18 protein-coding genes are annotated in these 16782 nt (G+C 72.5%); 9 read left to right on the top strand and 9 right to left on the bottom strand.

The genetic code is table 11. The features are described from left to right. Window positions 1-54: 54 nt before the first annotated feature. Together ACGFIB_RS18425 and ACGFIB_RS18420 are read right to left on the bottom strand one after the other, a co-directional pair. Window positions 55-807, bottom strand: coding sequence for a sulfite exporter TauE/SafE family protein (locus ACGFIB_RS18425; RefSeq protein ID WP_393373234.1), 753 nt, complete (start codon window positions 805-807; stop codon window positions 55-57). Then, window positions 804-1349, bottom strand: a complete 546-nt coding sequence (locus ACGFIB_RS18420; protein ID WP_393373231.1) for a helix-turn-helix domain-containing protein — start codon at window positions 1347-1349, stop codon at window positions 804-806. Before ACGFIB_RS18420 ends, ACGFIB_RS18425 begins: the two co-directional genes overlap by 4 nt. Window positions 1350-1416: 67 nt before the next feature. On the opposite strand from ACGFIB_RS18420, the gene ACGFIB_RS18415 reads away from it, so the two are divergent. Beyond that, entirely contained in the window at window positions 1417-2322 is a 906-nt protein-coding gene (locus tag ACGFIB_RS18415; protein WP_393373228.1) for an alpha/beta fold hydrolase, read from the top strand. A 3-nt stretch (window positions 2323-2325) separates the two neighbouring features. Here the strand turns inward: ACGFIB_RS18415 and ACGFIB_RS18410 are convergent, their stop codons facing one another. From ACGFIB_RS18410 to ACGFIB_RS18400, 3 genes are read right to left on the bottom strand one after another with little or no spacing between them, the layout of a single operon-like run. Then, a complete protein-coding gene (locus ACGFIB_RS18410; RefSeq protein WP_393373222.1) occupies window positions 2326-3720 on the bottom strand; it encodes a pyridoxal phosphate-dependent decarboxylase family protein in 1395 nt (464 codons plus the stop codon). A gap of 4 nt (window positions 3721-3724) precedes the next feature. Then, window positions 3725-4714 (bottom strand): NAD-dependent epimerase/dehydratase family protein, encoded by a 990-nt coding sequence (locus ACGFIB_RS18405; protein WP_393373219.1) that lies wholly within the window; start codon window positions 4712-4714, stop codon window positions 3725-3727. 5 nt (window positions 4715-4719) lie between these two features. After that, window positions 4720-5256 (bottom strand): GNAT family N-acetyltransferase, encoded by a 537-nt coding sequence (locus tag ACGFIB_RS18400; RefSeq protein WP_393373216.1) that lies wholly within the window; start codon window positions 5254-5256, stop codon window positions 4720-4722. A gap of 423 nt (window positions 5257-5679) precedes the next feature. Here ACGFIB_RS18400 and ACGFIB_RS18395 point away from each other — a divergent pair, with 423 nt between their 5' ends. Both ACGFIB_RS18395 and ACGFIB_RS18390 read left to right on the top strand, forming a co-directional pair. After that, window positions 5680-6342 (top strand): lysophospholipid acyltransferase family protein, encoded by a 663-nt coding sequence (locus ACGFIB_RS18395; protein WP_393373213.1) that lies wholly within the window; start codon window positions 5680-5682, stop codon window positions 6340-6342. Between the two features lie 59 nt (window positions 6343-6401). Next, a complete protein-coding gene (locus ACGFIB_RS18390) occupies window positions 6402-8024 on the top strand; it encodes a penicillin-binding transpeptidase domain-containing protein (RefSeq protein WP_393373210.1) in 1623 nt (540 codons plus the stop codon). 9 nt (window positions 8025-8033) lie between these two features. On the opposite strand, the gene ACGFIB_RS18385 is transcribed toward ACGFIB_RS18390, so the two are convergent. After that, on the bottom strand, window positions 8034-8291 hold the full coding sequence (locus ACGFIB_RS18385) for a DUF3040 domain-containing protein (protein ID WP_142574293.1): 258 nt from the start codon (window positions 8289-8291) through the stop codon (window positions 8034-8036). Between the two features lie 135 nt (window positions 8292-8426). Here ACGFIB_RS18385 and ACGFIB_RS18380 point away from each other — a divergent pair, with 135 nt between their 5' ends. Continuing rightward, the gene (locus tag ACGFIB_RS18380; RefSeq protein ID WP_393373207.1) at window positions 8427-9479 is read left to right on the top strand and encodes an Rv2578c family radical SAM protein; all 1053 of its coding nucleotides are present in this window, start codon (window positions 8427-8429) and stop codon (window positions 9477-9479) included. 103 nt (window positions 9480-9582) lie between these two features. On the opposite strand, the gene ACGFIB_RS18375 is transcribed toward ACGFIB_RS18380, so the two are convergent. Then, the gene (locus tag ACGFIB_RS18375; RefSeq protein ID WP_393373204.1) at window positions 9583-10194 is read right to left on the bottom strand and encodes a TetR/AcrR family transcriptional regulator; all 612 of its coding nucleotides are present in this window, start codon (window positions 10192-10194) and stop codon (window positions 9583-9585) included. Between the two features lie 157 nt (window positions 10195-10351). Here ACGFIB_RS18375 and ACGFIB_RS18370 point away from each other — a divergent pair, with 157 nt between their 5' ends. The 3 genes from ACGFIB_RS18370 to ACGFIB_RS18360 all read left to right on the top strand — a co-directional run bounded on the left by ACGFIB_RS18370 (window position 10352) and on the right by ACGFIB_RS18360 (window position 13180). Then, window positions 10352-11008 carry a CatB-related O-acetyltransferase gene (locus tag ACGFIB_RS18370; protein WP_393373201.1) on the top strand — a complete coding sequence of 219 codons (657 nt, stop codon included), beginning with the start codon at window positions 10352-10354 and terminating at the stop codon, window positions 11006-11008. 75 nt (window positions 11009-11083) lie between these two features. Further along, window positions 11084-11743, top strand: a complete 660-nt coding sequence (locus ACGFIB_RS18365; RefSeq protein ID WP_393373198.1) for a class I SAM-dependent methyltransferase — start codon at window positions 11084-11086, stop codon at window positions 11741-11743. Between the two features lie 96 nt (window positions 11744-11839). Further along, window positions 11840-13180 (top strand): glycosyltransferase family 4 protein, encoded by a 1341-nt coding sequence (locus ACGFIB_RS18360; RefSeq protein WP_393373195.1) that lies wholly within the window; start codon window positions 11840-11842, stop codon window positions 13178-13180. Here ACGFIB_RS18360 and ACGFIB_RS18355 read toward each other — a convergent pair. Beyond that, on the bottom strand, window positions 13144-13905 hold the full coding sequence (locus tag ACGFIB_RS18355) for an SDR family NAD(P)-dependent oxidoreductase (RefSeq protein WP_393373192.1): 762 nt from the start codon (window positions 13903-13905) through the stop codon (window positions 13144-13146). The two genes, ACGFIB_RS18360 and ACGFIB_RS18355, sit on opposite strands and share 37 nt — an antisense overlap. Before the next feature lie 236 nt (window positions 13906-14141). Between ACGFIB_RS18355 and ACGFIB_RS18350 the strand changes: the two genes are divergently transcribed. After that, the gene (locus ACGFIB_RS18350) at window positions 14142-14981 is read left to right on the top strand and encodes a helix-turn-helix transcriptional regulator (protein ID WP_357247295.1); all 840 of its coding nucleotides are present in this window, start codon (window positions 14142-14144) and stop codon (window positions 14979-14981) included. Here the strand turns inward: ACGFIB_RS18350 and ACGFIB_RS18345 are convergent. Next, the gene (locus tag ACGFIB_RS18345; RefSeq protein WP_393373188.1) at window positions 14963-15967 is read right to left on the bottom strand and encodes a helix-turn-helix transcriptional regulator; all 1005 of its coding nucleotides are present in this window, start codon (window positions 15965-15967) and stop codon (window positions 14963-14965) included. The two genes, ACGFIB_RS18350 and ACGFIB_RS18345, sit on opposite strands and share 19 nt — an antisense overlap. A 42-nt stretch (window positions 15968-16009) precedes the next feature. Between ACGFIB_RS18345 and ACGFIB_RS18340 the strand changes: the two genes are divergently transcribed. Next, complete coding sequence (locus ACGFIB_RS18340; RefSeq protein ID WP_393373185.1) at window positions 16010-16744, top strand: alpha/beta fold hydrolase; 735 nt, start codon at window positions 16010-16012, stop codon at window positions 16742-16744. The last annotated feature ends 38 nt before the right edge of the window (window positions 16745-16782 follow it).

Genomic DNA, 16782 nt, shown 5'->3' with positions numbered 1-16782 from the left:
CGATGCCGGACAAACGCAGCCGGCAGCCGGCAGCATGCGGGTATGCGGCGGCGGTCAGGTGCCCGGCGCGACCCACAGGCGGACCGCCAGGCCGAGGCCGATCACGGCGACCAGCCAGCGCAGCAGCCCGGCCGGCAGGCGCCGGGCGACCCGGGGACCGAGCGTGGACCCGGCGAACAGGCCCGCGGCGAGCGGGGCGACGGCGGCCCAGTCGACGGGCCCGAAGACGGCGAATCCGGCGGCGGAGACCAGGGCTCCCGCGCCGAGAAGCATGTTCTTCAGGGCGTTGGCGGCGGGCAGCCGCGGCTCGGCCGTCACCAGGAGGAGAGCGAGGATCATCACCCCCGACCCCGCGCCGAAATACCCGTTGTAGACCGACAGGGCGGTCAGCCCGAGCGGAAGAGCGGCGTCTGGTGAACCGCGCCGCTCGTGCCGTACGGCGAGGCGGGGCTGTGCCAGCAGCGCCAGCGAACCCGCGGCCACGAGGAACGGCACGACGCGGGCGAAGACGCCGGGCGGGGTGGACAGCAGCAACGCCGACCCGGCCGCCCCGCCCAGCGCCGACAGCGGCACCCAGCGACGCAGCCACGGCGCCTTCCCGCGCAGCTCGGGCTGCGAGGCCAGTGCCGAGCCGGGCCAGCAGGCGACGAGCGCGACGATGTTGGCCACGTTCGCCGCGAGGGCGGGCAGGCCCGCCGCGAGCAGGGCCGGGTAGGAGATGAGCGACGTGATGCCGCCCGCGGTGCCGACCAGCCCGGCGAGCGTCCCGGCGGCGGCCAGCAGCGCGACGTCCCCGAGGCCGGTCACGCCCCGGCGTCCGGCGGGGGCGTCTCGACCGGGAACAGGATCGGGCTGAGCAGATGCCGCCCGCGCTGTGGCGCCGGCTCGTTCCTCATCCGCGCGACGATCGTCGCGCGCAGCTCCTCGATCATCTCGGCACGCTCCTCCCGGCTCAGCCACAGCACGTGCTGCCGGTAACCCACCTCGTCGGTCACCGGATCGGCGCCGTCCAGACCGAGATAGGCGTCGAACTCGGACATCAGCGCGGCCATCGCCGTGGCGAAGGTGCGCCGGTGGTCCTCCGGCGACATCGCCGCCACGGTGTCGGCGTCGATCACCACTCGCTCGCGCAGCCGGTAGCGCCGTTCCACCGCGCCGCGCACCCGGTGCTCGCCGTCCACCTCCACTACGCCGGCGTCGGCGAGCGCGCGGACGTGGCGGTAGACGGTCGCCTTGTGCACGTCCGATATGCGCTCGCACAACTGCGATGTCGTGAGAACCCGCCCACCGGCGAGCGCCTGCACGACGCGCAGCCGCACCGGATGCCCGAGCACCTCCATCACGTCCATGGTCCGAATGATCGCATGTGTGCTACCTTTCGCAGAAATGCGAACGATCAGTGTGAGAGAGGGCGGCATGGGACGACCGTCATCGGAGACAACGGCCCCGCCCCTGGGGCGCCTGTACGACGTCGGCGAACGGCGGCTGATGCTGCACCGCTCGGGCTCGGGCGGGCCGAGCGTGGTGTTCCTGCCCGGCGCGGGCCTGGTGGGTCTCGACTTCCTGAACGTGCAGGAGAGCGCCGCCGCGTTCACCACGAGCGTGCTGTACGACCGCGCCGGCACGGGCTGGAGCACGGCCGCGCCCCTCCCCCGCGGCGCGGCCGAGGTCGCCGTCGAACTGCGCGACCTCCTGCGAGCCGCGGCGGTTCCGGGCCCGTTCCTCCTGGTCGGCCACTCCCTCGGCGCCTTCTACGCTCGCCGGTACGCCCAGCTCTTCCCAGGCGAGGTCGCCGGTCTCCTCCTGCTCGATCCCGGCCACGAGGACATCCTCGACCACATGCCGGCACAGGCCGCCGAGCTGGCCGAGCGGATGCGGCCCGACCCGGCGCGGCTGCCGGAGCTGACCGACGAGCAGCGCCGCGCCGCCCGCGAGGCGTACGCCCGCCTGTACGCCGAGTGGCCCGCGCCGGTTCGCGAGGCGCTGATCGACCACCACCTGGCGTCGTGGCGGACGAGCCTGCGGGAGACGGAGAACTTCGAGACCGAGGTCTACGACGAGCTGCGCGACGGCGGACCGCTGCCCGACGTCCCGCTGATCGTGCTGACCGCCGGCGGCGTGAACCCCTACTGGGCGAAGTTCATGCCGGAGGAGGTGATGCGTGCGGCACACGACGGGGTGCGCGCCCTGCACGCGGCGATCGCCCGCTCGGTGCCCCGAGGGCGGCAGCGCGTGATCGACGGCGCCTCCCACCAGCACCTGCACGTCGAGCGGGCCGAGGAGGTGCTGCGGGCGATCCGCGACCTGACCGCCGCCGCCTGAGCGTCACGCGGCGGCGCGGATCTCCTCCAGCAGGACCGCGAGGTCGGCCTCGGCCGTGTCCGGGTGGAGCACGCAGGCGCGCAGAGCCGCCGCGCCGCGCAGCCGGGTGCCGGTGAGGAAGGCGCGTCCGCGCCGCTGCACGGCGGCGGGGATCACCTCGTTCAGCGTCTCCACGGCGGCGGCGTCGAGACCCGCGGGCCGGTATCGGAACGCGACGACCGACGTGACGACCGGGGCGAGCAGGTCGAAGTCGGCGGACTCCTCGATCATCGTGCCCAGGACGCGGGCCAGCCGGGTGGTGTGGCGCACCAGTCCGGCGACGCCGTCGTGGCCCAGGTGCGCGATCGTGGCCCACACGCGCAGCGCGCGGAACGGCCGGGTCTGCTCCGGCCCGTACTCGGAGAACCACCCCAGCTCCCCGGCGTCGTCGTCCCGCAGGTAGGGCGGGACGAGGCTGAACGCCGCGCGCGGACCCGACGGGTCGCGGAACAGGACGCATCCGCAGCCGACCGGGACGCCGAGCCACTTGTGCGGGTCCAGAGCGAGGGAGTCCGCCAGCTCCAGCCCGGCGTACGCGGGCCGGCACTCGTCCGCGAGCACGCCGAGCGCACCGTAGGCGCCGTCGACGTGGAACCACAGCCCGTGCTCGCGCGCGACCTCGGCGACGTCCTGCAGAGGATCGACGGCCCCGGTGTTGACCGTCCCCGCGCTTGCCGCCACGAAGAACGGGCGCACGCCCGCCTCACGGTCCGCCGCGACGAGGCGGCGCAGCGCGGCGGTGTCCATGCGGAACGCGTCGTCGACGGGGACGGTGCGGATGTGCTCGCTGCCCAGGCCGAGCAGTTCGACCGCCTTGCGCAGGCAGCTGTGGCCCTCCTCCGACAGGTAGACGGCCAGCGGAGGGCGCCCGTACAGGCCCGTCTCCCGTACGTCCGGGACGGCGCGCTGCCGGGCCGCCGCGAGCGCGACGACGGTGGCCATGGACGCTCCGCTGGTCAGCAGCCCGGCGCCCGGCCGGTGGGGGAAGCCTGCCAGCTCGGCCAGCCACCGCACGGCGGTGCGCTCCAGCAGGACGCCCGCGTGCTCGCCCCCTGCGCAGCTCGGGTTCATCGCCGCGGCCATCGGGGCGACCACGACGCCGGCCGCCGAGGGCGGGGAGTTGACCCAGCCGAAGAACCGGGGGTGCCCGTTGCCCATCGGGTAGGGCAGCACGTGCCGGTCGGCGTCGCCGAGCAGTTCCGCGAGCGGGCGCCCCGCGGCGGGCAGCGGCTGCCGGGTCAGCCAGTCGAGGTCCGGGCCGGCCACCGGCCGCCACACCGGGCCGCGGGGAACCGCGGCCAGGTGGTCGGCCGCCGTGTCCGCGGCCCGTCGCGCCGCCTCGCGCAGGTCGTCCGTCATCGCGTCACGACGCCGGTCGCCGCCAGGCATCGATCACGGCCTGTTCCTCGGCGGGGTCCACTCCGGGCGGGAAGTCGGGGATGTCGCCGGGCCCGCTCAGCCACGCCCACGTGTCGGCGACGGTCTCCGCCACCGGGCGGCACCGCAGCCCGGTGGCCAGGGCCCGGCCGACGTCGGTCCGGATGAGCCCGGCCTGCGCGGGACCTGGCGGGATCCATCCCGGCAGCGCCGCCCACCGGTCGATCCCGGAGGCCTCGATCGCCTCGGGCTCGACCCAGACCGGCTCCGCGAGCCCGCCGGTGACCTCGGCCGCGGCCTCCAGCAGGTCGCGGGTCGTGCAGTGCCCCTCCGGGTTGACCAGGTTGACCGGGCCCGGCACGCCGCCCTCGGCCGCGTCGAGAAGCCAGGCGGCGAGGTCCCGCACGTCCACGTAGCGGAACGGCTGGTCGGCCGGGCCGGGGGCGAGCATCTCCCCGCCCCGCGCGGCCCGCAGCAGCCAGTGCGGCAGCCGTCCCTGGTCCTCGTACGGCCCGAGGATCAGCCCGGCCCTGGCCAGCACGGCGCGGTCGCCGAAGGCCTCCTCCACGGCGATCTCGCCACCCCGCTTGTTCGGGGCGTAGCCGGTGTCCTCGGCGTCCGCGGACGCCTCGACCGTGGGCCAGTCCTCGTTCAGGCCGGCCGGCGTCGGGGGCGCGTACACCGCCCTGCTGGAGACATACGCATACCGGCCCGCGCACCCGGCCAGCGCGCGGGCGCTGTCGCGCACGACCCGGGGCGCGCCCGCCCAGGTGTCCACCACGGCGTCCCACCGGGTCTCGGCGAGCGGGGCCAGGCCGGCCGGGCGCAGCCGGTCGCCGATCACCGCCTCGGCCCCGGGGTGGGCCCAGCCGACCAGCCCGCGGGTGAACGTGGTGACGTGCCAGCCGCGCTCCACGGCCGCCGTGACCACCCACCGGCCGACGAACGTCGTGCCGCCCAGCACCAGCAACCGCATGCCGCTCACTTCCGCCTCCGGATCCGATACAGAACGTGGCGGCGCAGCGGGTGACCCTCGGAGAGCACCGGGTGGTCGAAGTCCTCGGCGGGATCGTGGGTCATCCCCAGCCGCCGCATGACCGCCTGCGAGCGGACGTTCGGCACCGCCGTGAACGAGACGACCTCGGTCAGACCGACCCGGCCGAACCCGTCCTCCAGCGACGCCCGCGCCGCCTCCGTGGCATATCCCCGCCCCCAGGCGGACCGGGCGAGCCGCCAGCCGATCTCCACACACGGGGTGAAGTGGGCGGTGAACCTCGGAACCGACAGCCCGGTGAAGCCGATGAACTCCCCGTCCGCCTCGACCGCCCACAAGCCGAACCCGCGCTCGCCGAACGCGACCTCGACGCGCTCGGCCAGAGCGTCGCTCTCCTCCCGGGAGAGCGTGGCCGGGAAGTGCTCCATGACGACCGGATCGGCGTTCAGGACGGCGAAAGGCTCCTTGTCCTCCTCGCGCCAGCGCCGCAGCACGAGCCGCTCAGTTCTGATCAGATGCGCCACCCGGCGACGATAGTGCACGCGGGCTTTGGCCGCTGATGACGGACACCGATACGGGGGGCGGGAGAAAGCAGAGGCGAAAGTCGGCTAGAGTCATCCATGGCCGATGTGGTTTGTGTCCCCCGGGCCGCAATCACCGCCTTCACGGAATACCGTTCGGCTGGAGCCGTGTTGTGCATCTCGCCGAGGAGGCGACCGCCACATCGGCCCTCGACGTGGGCGCCCCGCGAGACTCGTTCTCGCGGGGCGCCGTGTCTTTTCCCCAGGCTCGGCCCCACACCGCCAGGGGGTTCCGACCTCGCCTGGGCGCAAAGAAGTGTTGGTGAAGCCGTACAAAACATCAGGCGGTGTGTTGCAGGGGGCCTACACCTGAACAGGGGTCCGGGCGGCCTAGGGTATGTCCGTCGGACCGGAGAAGGAGAGGCCGTGCTCTACCCCGCCCTGAAGCTCGTCAGCGTTCCCGTCATGCACGCGCTGTGGCGGCCGCGGATGGAGGGACGCGAGAACGTCCCCACGCACGGGCCCGCGATCATCGCCTCCAACCACCTGTCCGTGCTCGACTCGTTCTTCATGCCGGCCCTGGTGCCGCGCATGGTGCGGTTCGTGGCCAAGAAGGAGTACTTCACCGGCAACCCCGTCGCCGCGGCCTGGATGCGCGCGATGGGAGCGATGGAGATCGACCGGGAGAACGTCTCCGCCGCCCAGGACATGCTGGACGCCGCGGTGGAGGTCCTGAAGGCGGGCGAGTTGTTCGGCATCTATCCCGAGGGCACCCGCTCCCCCGACGGCCGGCTGTACCGGGGGAAGGTCGGCGTGGCCTGGCTCACACTCACCACCGGCGCCCCGGTCGTGCCCGTCGCCATGCTCGGCACCCAGAAGGTGCTGCCGCCCGGCACCTCGGTGCCGCGCCTGCACAGCATCGGCGTGCGGTTCGGCGAGCCGATGACCTTCACCGGCGACGCGGGCAGCGCCAGGGACCGGCGGAGGGTGGCCGACGAGGTCATGGTCGCGATCCAGCGCCTGTCCGGCCAGGAGTACGTTCCCCGGTACGCCGCCAGCGTCAAGGGCGCCGGCGAAGCCGGAGTGTAAATGCCAGTCGGCCCCGCTAGGCTCTGAACCCGACCACAGGGCCGTCATTGGGGGTGCGCGTGCCGCGAGGACGTACCGTCGCGATCTCGGCCGCCGTGGCCGTCGTGCTGGCCGGGACGGCCGCCGGCGGCGCCTACTACGTGCTGCACACGCGCGGCACGCCGCAGGAGACGGCGGCGCGGTTCACCGCGGCCTGGTCGAGAGGCGACCTCGCGGCGATGAAGGCCGAGCTCGCCTCACCCGCCGCCGGCTTCGACGCGGCGTACGCCGAGCTCACCAAGAACCTCGCGGTGACGAAGGTCGCCGTCCGCGACGTACGGGCCGGCGCGGAGAAGGACGACCGGGCGACCGCCTCCTACACCGCCACCGCCACGGTGAAGAACGTCGGCGACTGGACCTACAAGGGCTCGCTCGCGCTCGTGGTCAAGGACCACTACTGGAAGGTCGACTGGTCGCCGTCCGCGGTTCATCCCGCGCTCGACGGGACCAACCACCTGGCGTTGAGGACGTCGTGGCCGCAGCGGGCGGCCGTCACCGACGCCAACGGCGAGCGCATCGACGGCGGCGACGTGGGCGGCTCGGTGCAGCAGCTCGTCGGCTTCCTGGACAAGGCGACGGACAAGGACGTCGAGAAGCTGGGCACCGCCTACAAGAAGGGCGACGCCGTGGGCCGCGGCGGCCTGCAGGAGACGTTCCAGAAGCAGCTCGCCGGCACCCCCACCACGGAGATCCAGGTGGTCGGCGAGAGCCGCAAGACCCTGCACACCGTCAAGGGCTCCCCCGGCAAGGACCTCCGTACCAGCCTCGACCTGAAGGTGCAGAAGGCCGCCGCCGACGCGGTGCGCGACCTGGACAAGCCCACCTCGCTCGTCGCCGTCAAACCCTCGACGGGCGAGATCCTCGCCGTCGTGAACAACAAGGGCGGCTTCAACCGCGCGCTGGACGGCAAGTACGCCCCGGGATCCACGTTCAAAACGATCACGGCCGCCGGACTGCTGGCCGAGGGGCTGACCCCGGCGAGCCGGGTGACCTGCCCAGAGGAGGCGGTCGTCGGCGGGCTGAAGATCCGCAACTCCGACCACGAGGCGTTCGGGTCGCTGTCGTTCCTCGACTCCTACGCCCACTCGTGCAACACGACGTTCGCCCCGCTCGCCGCCCAGAAGCTGGGCGCGCGCAAGCTGTACGACCTGGCGACGGACCTGGGTTTCAACCAGCCGCTGCGCATCGGCGTCCCGGCGACCCCCGGCAGCATGCCGAAGGCCACCAGCGACGCCGAACTGGCCGCGGAGTCGTTCGGGCAGGCCAGGATCACCGCGAGCCCGCTGGTGATCGCGAACGTGGCCGCGGCGGTGGCCGACGGCTCCTGGCGGCCACCCACGCTGGTGCCCTCGCTGGAGCAGAAGGCCGGCCCCAAGAAGCTGCCGGGTGAGGTCGTCGCGAGCCTGCGGTCGATGATGCGGGCCGTCGTCACCAAGGGCACCGCCCACGCCGCAGGACTGCCCGCGGGCACGGCGGGCAAGACCGGGACCGCCGAGTTCGGCACCGGGCCGAAACTCGACTCGCACGCCTGGTTCATGGGTTTCCGCGGCGACCTGGCCTTCGCCGTCGTCGTGGAGGCCGGCGGCATGGGCGGCGGGGTGGCCGCCCCGGTCGCCGCGCACTTCCTCAAGTCCCTGTCCTGAGGCCGGTCGCTACACCGGAAGAGCGGCGGCGTCGTGCCGCAGGGCCATAACGAGCAGGGTCGCGATCAACGTGGCGATGAGCAGCCAGCTGACCGCGATGATCACGGTGGAGCGGCCCGGCAGGCGGCGGCCCGCCCCCTTTCCCTGCCGCCCGCGCTCCGCACGGTGGTTGAACGACTCGAGCCTGGCCGCGAGCTTCGGATCCTCGTCGGTGAGGTGCCGCTCGATCATCGCCAGCATCCGCTCTTCGTCCTGCGACCAGGCCATCGCGCAACTCTCCCAGAACGCAAGGTATGTGCCGACGTTCTCCCCAACGATGAAGATCGTTAGCCGTTTCCAGGGCCGCGATTTACGACGCGTTGCATGTTGCGATCTCCATCGAACCTCTGTTCTAATCGGAGGGTGCGGTGGGACGGGCTGCGGCTCGAAACGGGGGAAGGCGGGCAGGGAGAGACGACTCCCCTGTTCGCCCGATCGGCCGTGGCCCGCACCTTCGACACCCCGGAGTTCCGGGGCGTCACCTTCTACGAGATCCACGCACGGTCGATCATCAACCGGGTCCCGTCGGCCAGCCGGGTTCCGTTCGAGTGGACGATCAACCCCTACCGCGGCTGCACCCACGCGTGCACGTACTGCTTCGCCCGCAGGACGCACGAATACCTCGACCTGGACTCCGGGCGGGACTTCGACTCGAAGATCGTCGTGAAGGTCAACGCCCCCGACCTCGTACGCAGGGAACTGGCGGCGCCCCAGTGGGGCGGGCACCCCGTCGCGATGGGGACCAACGTCGACTGCTACCAGCGGGCCGAGGGCCGCTATCGGCTGATGCCGGGCATCCTCACGGCCCTGCGGGACGCCCGCAACCCGTTCTCGATCCTCACCAAGGGCTCACTGATCCTGCGCGATCTCGCGCTGCTCGCCGAGGCGGCGGAGGTGACCGACGTCAGCACGGCCGTCTCGATCGGGTTCACCGACGAGTCGCTGTGGCGGACCGTCGAGCCGGGCACCCCCTCGCCACGCAAACGGCTGGAGGTGTGCGCCACCCTGAACGAGCACGGCATCCCGTGCGGCGTGCTCATGGCGCCGATCCTCCCGTATCTCGGCGACTCCCCGCGGGCGCTGGAGACCACGGTGCGCCGTATCGCCGAGACCGGCGCGACGCACGTCACACCTATCGTGCTGCACCTGCGGCCGGGCGCGCGTGAGTGGTTCATGGCCTGGCTGTCGCGCGAGCACCCCCGGCTCGTCCCCCGCTATCTGGAGCTGTACGGCCGGGGCGCCTACGCCCCCAAGGCGTACCAGGAACGGATCGGCCAGGCCGTGCGCGCGCTCGCCCGCGAGCACGGCATCGGCCGGTCGGCCCCGCGCGGCACTCGTGCCGGGCAACGGCCCGGTGAGCGGCCGGCTCCCCCGCCCGCACCGGCCGCGGCGCCCGAACAGCTCACGCTCCTTTAGGCGGCCGTCGGCGGTAAGCGGCCGTCGGGGATGGGCGGCCGTAGGGAAAAGCGGTAGGTGCGGCCGCTCCTGCTCGGCCCCGGCCCGGGCCGGGCCGGGGCGGTCAGGTAGCACCGGCCGGTGGCGGCACGGCGAAGGCGCCGGCGGATGCGGCGAGAGCGGCGGTTCTGGCCGCCTGGCCGGGCAGGTCCGGGCCGGGCGGCGTGCGGAGAAGCACCAACTGGTGATACACGGGCGCGGTGGCGGCGATGAGCAGTCGCCGGGCGTCCGTGCCCAGCGGGAGTTCGGCGCGCTCGACGGCCCGGCGGACGATGACCTCGCACCGGGCGTACCGGTCCTCCCAGAGCCGCCGTTGGGCGTGGTCGGCCTGCTCGGAGCGGAACGAGGCGGCGATCAGGGCCGCCACGATCGGCGGCTGTGCGGTGAGCGCGTCATGGATCTCGCGGTTCAGTGCCGCCAGGTCGCCCTCCAGGGAACCGGTGTCCGGGGGTTGCCAGGCGTCGTCGCCCGCCGCGTCCAGGACGTCGGCGAGCAGGCCGCCGACGTCTCCCCAGCGCCGGTACACCGTCGCGCGGTGCACACCCGAGCGGGCGGCGACGGAGTCCATGGTGAGCCCGTCATAACCGTGCTCCCCAAGCTCGGCGAGCACCGCGTCGAGCACCTGCCTGCGGATTCGGGCGGTACGGCCGCCGGGGCGGCGCCGAGGCGGCGGCACGGGCCTGGCGCCCTCCGGTGGTGGTGCTGAAGGAGTCATCGCTGGTGGTCCGGTTGCTCCTGGGAACGGCGTCGTGGCAGCATCTTAACGCACCAACTGTCGCAGTAGTGGCGCCATCGACTCTCGTTCGAAGCGTTGGCCAGGAAGGAAACGACGCATGATGCCGGCCGTGCCCCCCGACCCGACCGTGCTGCATCCGATGCCCGGGCAACCGCGGGTGGTGCTGCTGAAGCCGCTGATCGCCTCGCCGCTGATAGAGGTCGGCGAGTTCTCGTACTATGACGACCCGGACGATCCGACCGCGTTCGAGACTCGCAACGTGCTGTACCACTACGGGCCGGAGAAGCTGGTCATCGGGAAGTTCTGTGCCCTGGGCGAAGGCGTGCGGTTCATCATGAACGGCGCCAACCATCGCATGGACGGGCCTTCGACGTTCCCGTTCCCGATCATGGGCGGGTCCTGGGCGGAGCACTTCGACCTCATCACGGGCCTGCCCGGACGGGGCGACACGGTGGTGGGCAACGACGTCTGGCTCGGATACCGGTCGATGGTGATGCCGGGCGTACGCATCGGCCACGGAGCGATCATCGCGTCCGGCTCGGTCGTCGTGGACGACGTCCCCGACTACGGCATCGCCGGCGGCAACCCCGCCAGGCTCATCCGCCGCCGCTACGGCGACGCGGACATCGAGCGCCTTCTCGCGCTGGCCTGGTGGGACTGGCCGCTCCAGCACATCACCGACCACATCCGCACGATCATGTCCGGAAGCATCGACGCCCTGGAGAACGCGGCGCCGGCGCTCCCTCACGGATGATCCGGTGCTTCTGCCGGCGACATCGAGAACTCCGGCCGCTCCGGACGGTTGTCCGTGCGGATACGATCGGCGGCCGTGGAGCACGACGCCGAGGACTTCGTCCGCGCGCACACCAGGCTCGCGGCCGTGCCGTACGTGCCGGAGATACGGCTGCGCCTGGTCATGCCCGGCGCCGTGCCGGACGCGGGCGGGGACGACCGGGTGTACGAGCTGTGGGAGCGCGCCGGACGGCTGCCCTTCTGGGCCTGCCCCTGGGCGGGCGGGCAGGCGCTGGCCCGCCACGTGCTCGACCACCCCGAGATTGTGCGGGGCCGCACCGTCCTCGACCTCGCCAGCGGCTCGGGGCTGGTCGCGGTCGCCGCGGCGCTGGCCGGAGCCGCCCTGGTGGTCGCCAACGACGTCGACCCGTACGCGCTGGCGGCCGTCGCCGTGAACGCCCGCGCCAACGGCGTCGCGGTGCGGATCGCCGGTGGCGACCTGCTCGACGGGACGCCGTCCCCGCAGGTCGTGCTGGCCGGGGACGTCTACTACGAGGAACCGCTGGCCCGGCGGGTCACCCCGTTCCTGTCCCGGGCCGGCGGCGATGTCCTTATCGGCGTGCCCGACCGCGCCTGCTCCTATCTCCCTGAAGGCGTGTTCGAGCAGGTCGCAGTGCATCGCGTGCCCGCCTATCTGGAGGACGTCCCCAGCAAACGGACGACCATATATGAGCTTTCCAAGCACGCTGTGACCTAGGTCACAACAACGAAGCAACTGCCGGTTACGTCACAGGGAAGGGGATCTTCATCTGACACGGAACGGGGCGTGGCTGTGCCTTCTCTTCACCGCAGGGTGGCAAGGAAAGCGGCCAGGGTGGTCGTACGGGCGCTGGAGGCCCGCGACCGGCAGCGTGCCCGGTCGGCGCCGCCGCCCGACGGTCACGAGATCCGCATCCTGCTGCTGCACGCCAACGGCATGGGCGGCACGATCCGCACGGTCTTCAACCTCGCCGGACAACTGGCGCGCACTCATGATGTCGAGATCGTCAGCGTCGTACGGGAACGCGAGGAGCCCTTCTTCCAGGTTCCTCCCGGAGTGCGTGTTCGCTACCTCGACGACCGGCTGCCCCGGCGCAAGGGCCTGCTGTCGCGGTTCCCGAGCAGGCTGGTGCCGAAGGGCGAGGCCGCCTACCACTGGTTCACCCTGCGCACCGACCTCAAACTCGTCCGCTACATTCGCTCCCGCCGTGGGGGCGCCCTCATCGGGACCCGGCCCGGCCTGAACCTGATCGCCGCCCGCTTCGCACCACCGGAGATCATCACGGTCGCCCAGGAGCACGGGAACCTGTCCTCCCACCAGCCGGCGGTGCGCAGGCAGATCATCCGCAGGTACGGCAGGCACGACGCGGTCGTCACCCTCACACAGGCCGACCTGCGCGCCTACGAGCGGTCCTTCGAGAAGGCGGGCGTGGACCGGCCGGCCGTGCTGGCGCAGGTGCCCAACGCGACGCCCCGCCTGAACGGCGGCCTTTCGCCGCTCACCGCGAAGACCGTCGTCACCGTGGGCCGCCTGACCTGGGGCAAGGGCTACGACCTGCTCATCCGCGCGTGGGCGCACGTGGCGGCCCGGCACCCGGACTGGACGCTGCGGATCTACGGCGGCGGCCCCCGGCAGGAGAAGCTCCAGGCGTCGATCGACAAGCGCGGTCTCTGCGAGCGGGTCTTCCTCGAAGGCCCGGCCGAGGACGTCGGCGCCGTCCTCGCGGACGCCTCGATGTTCGTGCTGAGCTCCCGTCACGAGGGCATGCCGATGGCCATCCTCGAGGCGATGAGCAAGGGCGTCCCCGTCGTCAGCTACGACTGCCCGACCGGCCCCAAGGAGATGATCAGCCACGGCCACGACGGGCTGCTGGTGAAGCCGGAGAAGATCCACGCGATGGCCGACGCCATCTGCACGCTCATCGAGGACGAGGACCTGCGCCGCCGGATGGGCGCCAACGCACTGAAGACGGCCGCGCGCCACGACCTCGACGTCGTCGGCGCGCGGTGGGAGGACCTGCTGTCCGGCCTGGTGGCCCGGCGCCGCGCTCTCCCGCCCGGCGCCCCGCTCGCGTACAGGCCGGACGGGGCGAGCGAGGACGACTGGCAACGCCACGGTCACATGAGGATGCCGCCGGAGACCTCGACGCGCTGACCGGTGATCCAGCCGCTCCCGTCGGCGAGCAGGGCGCCGATCGCGCCCCCGACGTCGGCGGGCTCCCCCACCCGTCCCAGCGCGGTCTGCGAGGCGAGCATGGCGCGGAACCCCTCGTCGTCCCGCATGACGCCGCCCGCGAAGTCGGTGGCCACCGGTCCGGGGGCGACGGTGTTGACCGTGATGCCGCGCGGCCCGAGCTCCTTGGCGAGGTATCGCGTCAGCACCTCCACCGCGCCCTTCACCGACGCGTACGCCGCCTGCCCCACGCTCGTGAACCTGGTCAGCCCGGTCGAGAGGTTGACGATCCGGCCGCCGTCCGCGATGAGGGGCAGCAGCTTCTGCGTGAGGAAGAAGACACCCTTGAGATGCACGTCGATCAGGGCGTCGAACTCGCTCTCGGTCGTGTCGGCGAACGCCGCGGTGACCGCGATGCCGGCGTTGTTGACGAGGTAGTCGAAGTCGTCCCGGTGCCACCGCTCGCGCAGGGTGCGGCGCAACTCGTCCGTGAAGTCGCCGAACCCCGCCACCACCGCGGTGTCCAGTGACAGCGCCACCGCGGTGCGGCCGAGCGCGGTCACGGACTCGACGACCTCCTCGGCCTGGTCCTTGCCGGCCCGATAGGTGATGACGACGTCGACGCCGCGCTCGGCGAGGGCGAGTGCCGTGGCACGTCCGAGGCCCCGGTTGCCGCCGGTGATGAGGGCGATTCGCTGAGAGGTCATGATGGAAGCTCCTGGTCATAGGGGACACGGCCCCCTGGCGGGGGCTGTCACGCCCAGTTGACCGCGTCGCGCGCCGGGCTGCCACGGCCCACATGTCCACGGTTCACGCAGCCACGGTTCACGCAGCCACGGTTCACGCAGCCGGGGCCTCCTTATCCGGGGATCGGCAGGCCGTGGATACGCGGTGACCGGCGCGACAGGATGAGCGGGAACGGGAGAAGGCGAGGAGGCCGAGGGTGGACCGCGAGGGACTGGCGGATTTCCTGCGCAGGCGCAGGGAGGCCCTGCAGCCCGAGGACGTCGGGATGGTCCGCGGGCCGCGCCGGCGCACCAGCGGGCTCCGCCGCGAGGAGGTGGCCGACCTCTGCGGCATGTCCAGCGACTACTACAGCCGTCTGGAACGCCAGAGAGGACCGCAGCCGTCGGAGCAGATGCTCTCCGCGATCGCCCGTGGCCTGCGCCTCACCCTCGCCGAGCGTGACCACCTCTTCCTTCTCGCCGGCCACAGCGCACCGCAACGGGCGCTGCGGAGCGACCACGTGAACCCGGGGATCATGCGCGTGCTCGACCGGCTCTGCGACACCCCCGCCCTGGTCACCACGGCACTCGGCGAGACGCTCCGGCAGACCCCGGCCGCCGTCGCCCTGTTCGGCGACCAGACCGGCTTCAGCGGCATGGTGCGCAGCGTCTTCTACCGGTGGTTCACCGACCCGGCCGAGCGACGCCTCTACCTGGAGGACGACCATCCACTGTACGGACGGGTGTTCACCTCCCTGCTGCGCGAGGCCGCCACGCGCGAGGGGCCCCGGTCGCGCGCCGCCGCCCTCACCCGCGACCTCCTCGGCCGCAGCCCCGAGTTCGCCGCGCTCTGGGACAGGCACGAGGTCGGCCTGGGGCACCCGGCCGACAAGCGCCTCGTGCACTCCCAACTCGGCGTGCTGGAACTGCAGTGCCAGACGCTGCTCGATCCCGACCAGTCGCAGGCGCTGCTCGTCTACACGGCCACGCCGGGCACCGAGAGCCACGACAAGCTGCGCCTGCTCGCCGTCATCGGCAGTCAGCACCTCGGGGCCTGACCGGTCCACTCCTCCAGACGACGGGCGAGCGCCCGGACCTCCTCGCGCAGCTCGGGCGGGCCGACCACGGTGAACGGCACGCCGAGGCCCGCCAGCACCTGCGCCATGCCGTCCAGCCGTTCCGCGCGGCCGGTCATCCGTACGCCGCCGTTCACCGCGCCGCCGTTCACCGCGCTCCCGTCAACCGCGCTCCCGTCGACCGGGGCGAGCGCGGCCACCGTCGGCGGGATCCGCCGCCGGGCCTCCTCCATCGTCGTGGCCAGCACCACCTCGACCTCGTACCGGTACGGCACGGAGGCCAGCGACTCCATGACGTGGGCGACCGCGTCGAACTCCCCCGGGGCGGGAAACTCCTCCTCCGTCGTCTCCGCCCGGCCGATCCGGTCGAGCCGGAACGTCCGCACCTCGCCCCTGCGGTGGTCGTGGCCGGTCAGATACCAGCGGCCCGAGTGGAACACCAGCCCGTAGGGATCGACCGTCCGCTCGCTGTCCTGTCCCCGGTAGGACCGATAGGCCAGCCGTACGCGGAGACGACGCCGGGCCGCGTCGGCCAGCGTCAGCAACGTGGCGCCGCTCGGCCGGGAGGTCGCGGCGGAGCGGGTGGTCAGCCCGACCATGTCCTCGACGGCGCCGATCCGGTCGCGCAGGGCGCCGGGCAGCACGCGCTGGATCTTCGCGAGCGCGCTCTCCGCCGCCCCCTCGCCCACCGTCAGGCCCGCGCGGCGGCCCGCGAGCAGCCCGAGCACCACGGCGGTGGCCTCGTCTCCGGTGAGCATGAGCGGCGGCAGCCGGTAGCCCGGCATCAGCCGGTAGCCGCCGTAGCGTCCCCGCTCGGCCTGCACCGGAATGCCGAGGTCCTCCAGCCTGCGCACGTAGCGGCGCACGCTCCGCACATCAACCTCCAGGCGCTCGGCCAGCTCCGGACCGGTGAGCCCGGGCCTGGCCTGCAGCAGCTCCAGGAAGGCGAGAACGCGATTGGTCGACATATCAGGACCGATTCTGCCCTGATTCGGCTCTAGCGTCGAAACATGACGACATACGTACTCGTTCCGGGTTTCTGGCTGGGCGCATGGGCATGGCGGGACGTGACCGCCGCCCTTCGCGGCATGGGGCACGAGGTCCACCCCCTGACCCTCACCGGCCTCGCGGACCGCGCCCACCTCGCCTCCCCCGATCTCGACCTCGACACCCACATCCGCGACATCTCCGGCCTCGTCGAGGCCGAGGACCTGAACGACGTGGTGCTCGTCGGCCACAGCGGGAGCGCCGCCGCGGTCACCGGAGCCGCCGCCCGCGCGGCCGGCCGTGTGAGCCGGGTCGTGTACGTCGAGAGCGGCCCGGTGCCGGACGGCATGGCCCAGATCGACCTCACCGGGCGCGAGTTCGTCGACAAGCGCGTCGTGGACGGCTGGCGCTACCCCATGCCCTCGTGGGACGAACTGCAGGAGTCGGGTTCGAGCCTGGAGGGGCTGGGCGAGCCCGAGCGTGCGCTGATTGCCTCCCGGGCCACCGGCCAGCCGCTCGGCACGATCACGCAGCCCCTCGCCCTGGGAGACGACGCCGCCGCGTTCGCCGCGTTGCCGAAGACCCTGGTGAGCTGCTCGTTCCCGTTGACGCAGGTCAAGGAGCTGATCGCGACCGGACACCCGGCGTTCGCACCGCTGGCCGGGCCGGAGTGGGAATTGCGTGAGCTGCCCACCGGTCACTGGCCGATGTTCTCCCGTCCAGGTGACCTGGCCGTGCTCCTTTCTGAAATGGTGTAACAAGCCGACGCCTTTACATTGTAGATTCCCTGGGCGGG

The sequence above is a fragment of the Microbispora bryophytorum genome (assembly GCF_043197435.1).
Classification (GTDB): Bacteria; Actinomycetota; Actinomycetes; order Streptosporangiales; family Streptosporangiaceae; genus Microbispora; species Microbispora bryophytorum.
Note: the sequence above shows the minus strand (reverse complement) of the source record. Positions and strands in the feature narration are given on the sequence as shown.

Bases quoted from the DNA above. Each gene is read 5' to 3' on its own strand.
- ACGFIB_RS18355 (WP_393373192.1), bottom strand. From the start codon at position 13,905: ATGACCTCTCAGCGAATCGCCCTCATCACCGGCGGCAACCGGGGCCTC.
- ACGFIB_RS18385 (WP_142574293.1), bottom strand. From the start codon at position 8,291: ATGGCCTGGTCGCAGGACGAAGAGCGGATGCTGGCGATGATCGAGCGG.
- ACGFIB_RS18415 (WP_393373228.1), top strand. From the start codon at position 1,417: ATGGGACGACCGTCATCGGAGACAACGGCCCCGCCCCTGGGGCGCCTG.
- ACGFIB_RS18340 (WP_393373185.1), top strand. From the start codon at position 16,010: ATGACGACATACGTACTCGTTCCGGGTTTCTGGCTGGGCGCATGGGCA.
- ACGFIB_RS18410 (WP_393373222.1), bottom strand. From the start codon at position 3,720: ATGACGGACGACCTGCGCGAGGCGGCGCGACGGGCCGCGGACACGGCG.
- ACGFIB_RS18405 (WP_393373219.1), bottom strand. From the start codon at position 4,714: ATGCGGTTGCTGGTGCTGGGCGGCACGACGTTCGTCGGCCGGTGGGTG.
- ACGFIB_RS18370 (WP_393373201.1), top strand. From the start codon at position 10,352: ATGATGCCGGCCGTGCCCCCCGACCCGACCGTGCTGCATCCGATGCCC.
- ACGFIB_RS18345 (WP_393373188.1), bottom strand. From the start codon at position 15,967: ATGTCGACCAATCGCGTTCTCGCCTTCCTGGAGCTGCTGCAGGCCAGG.
- ACGFIB_RS18420 (WP_393373231.1), bottom strand. From the start codon at position 1,349: ATGGACGTGATGGAGGTGCTCGGGCATCCGGTGCGGCTGCGCGTCGTG.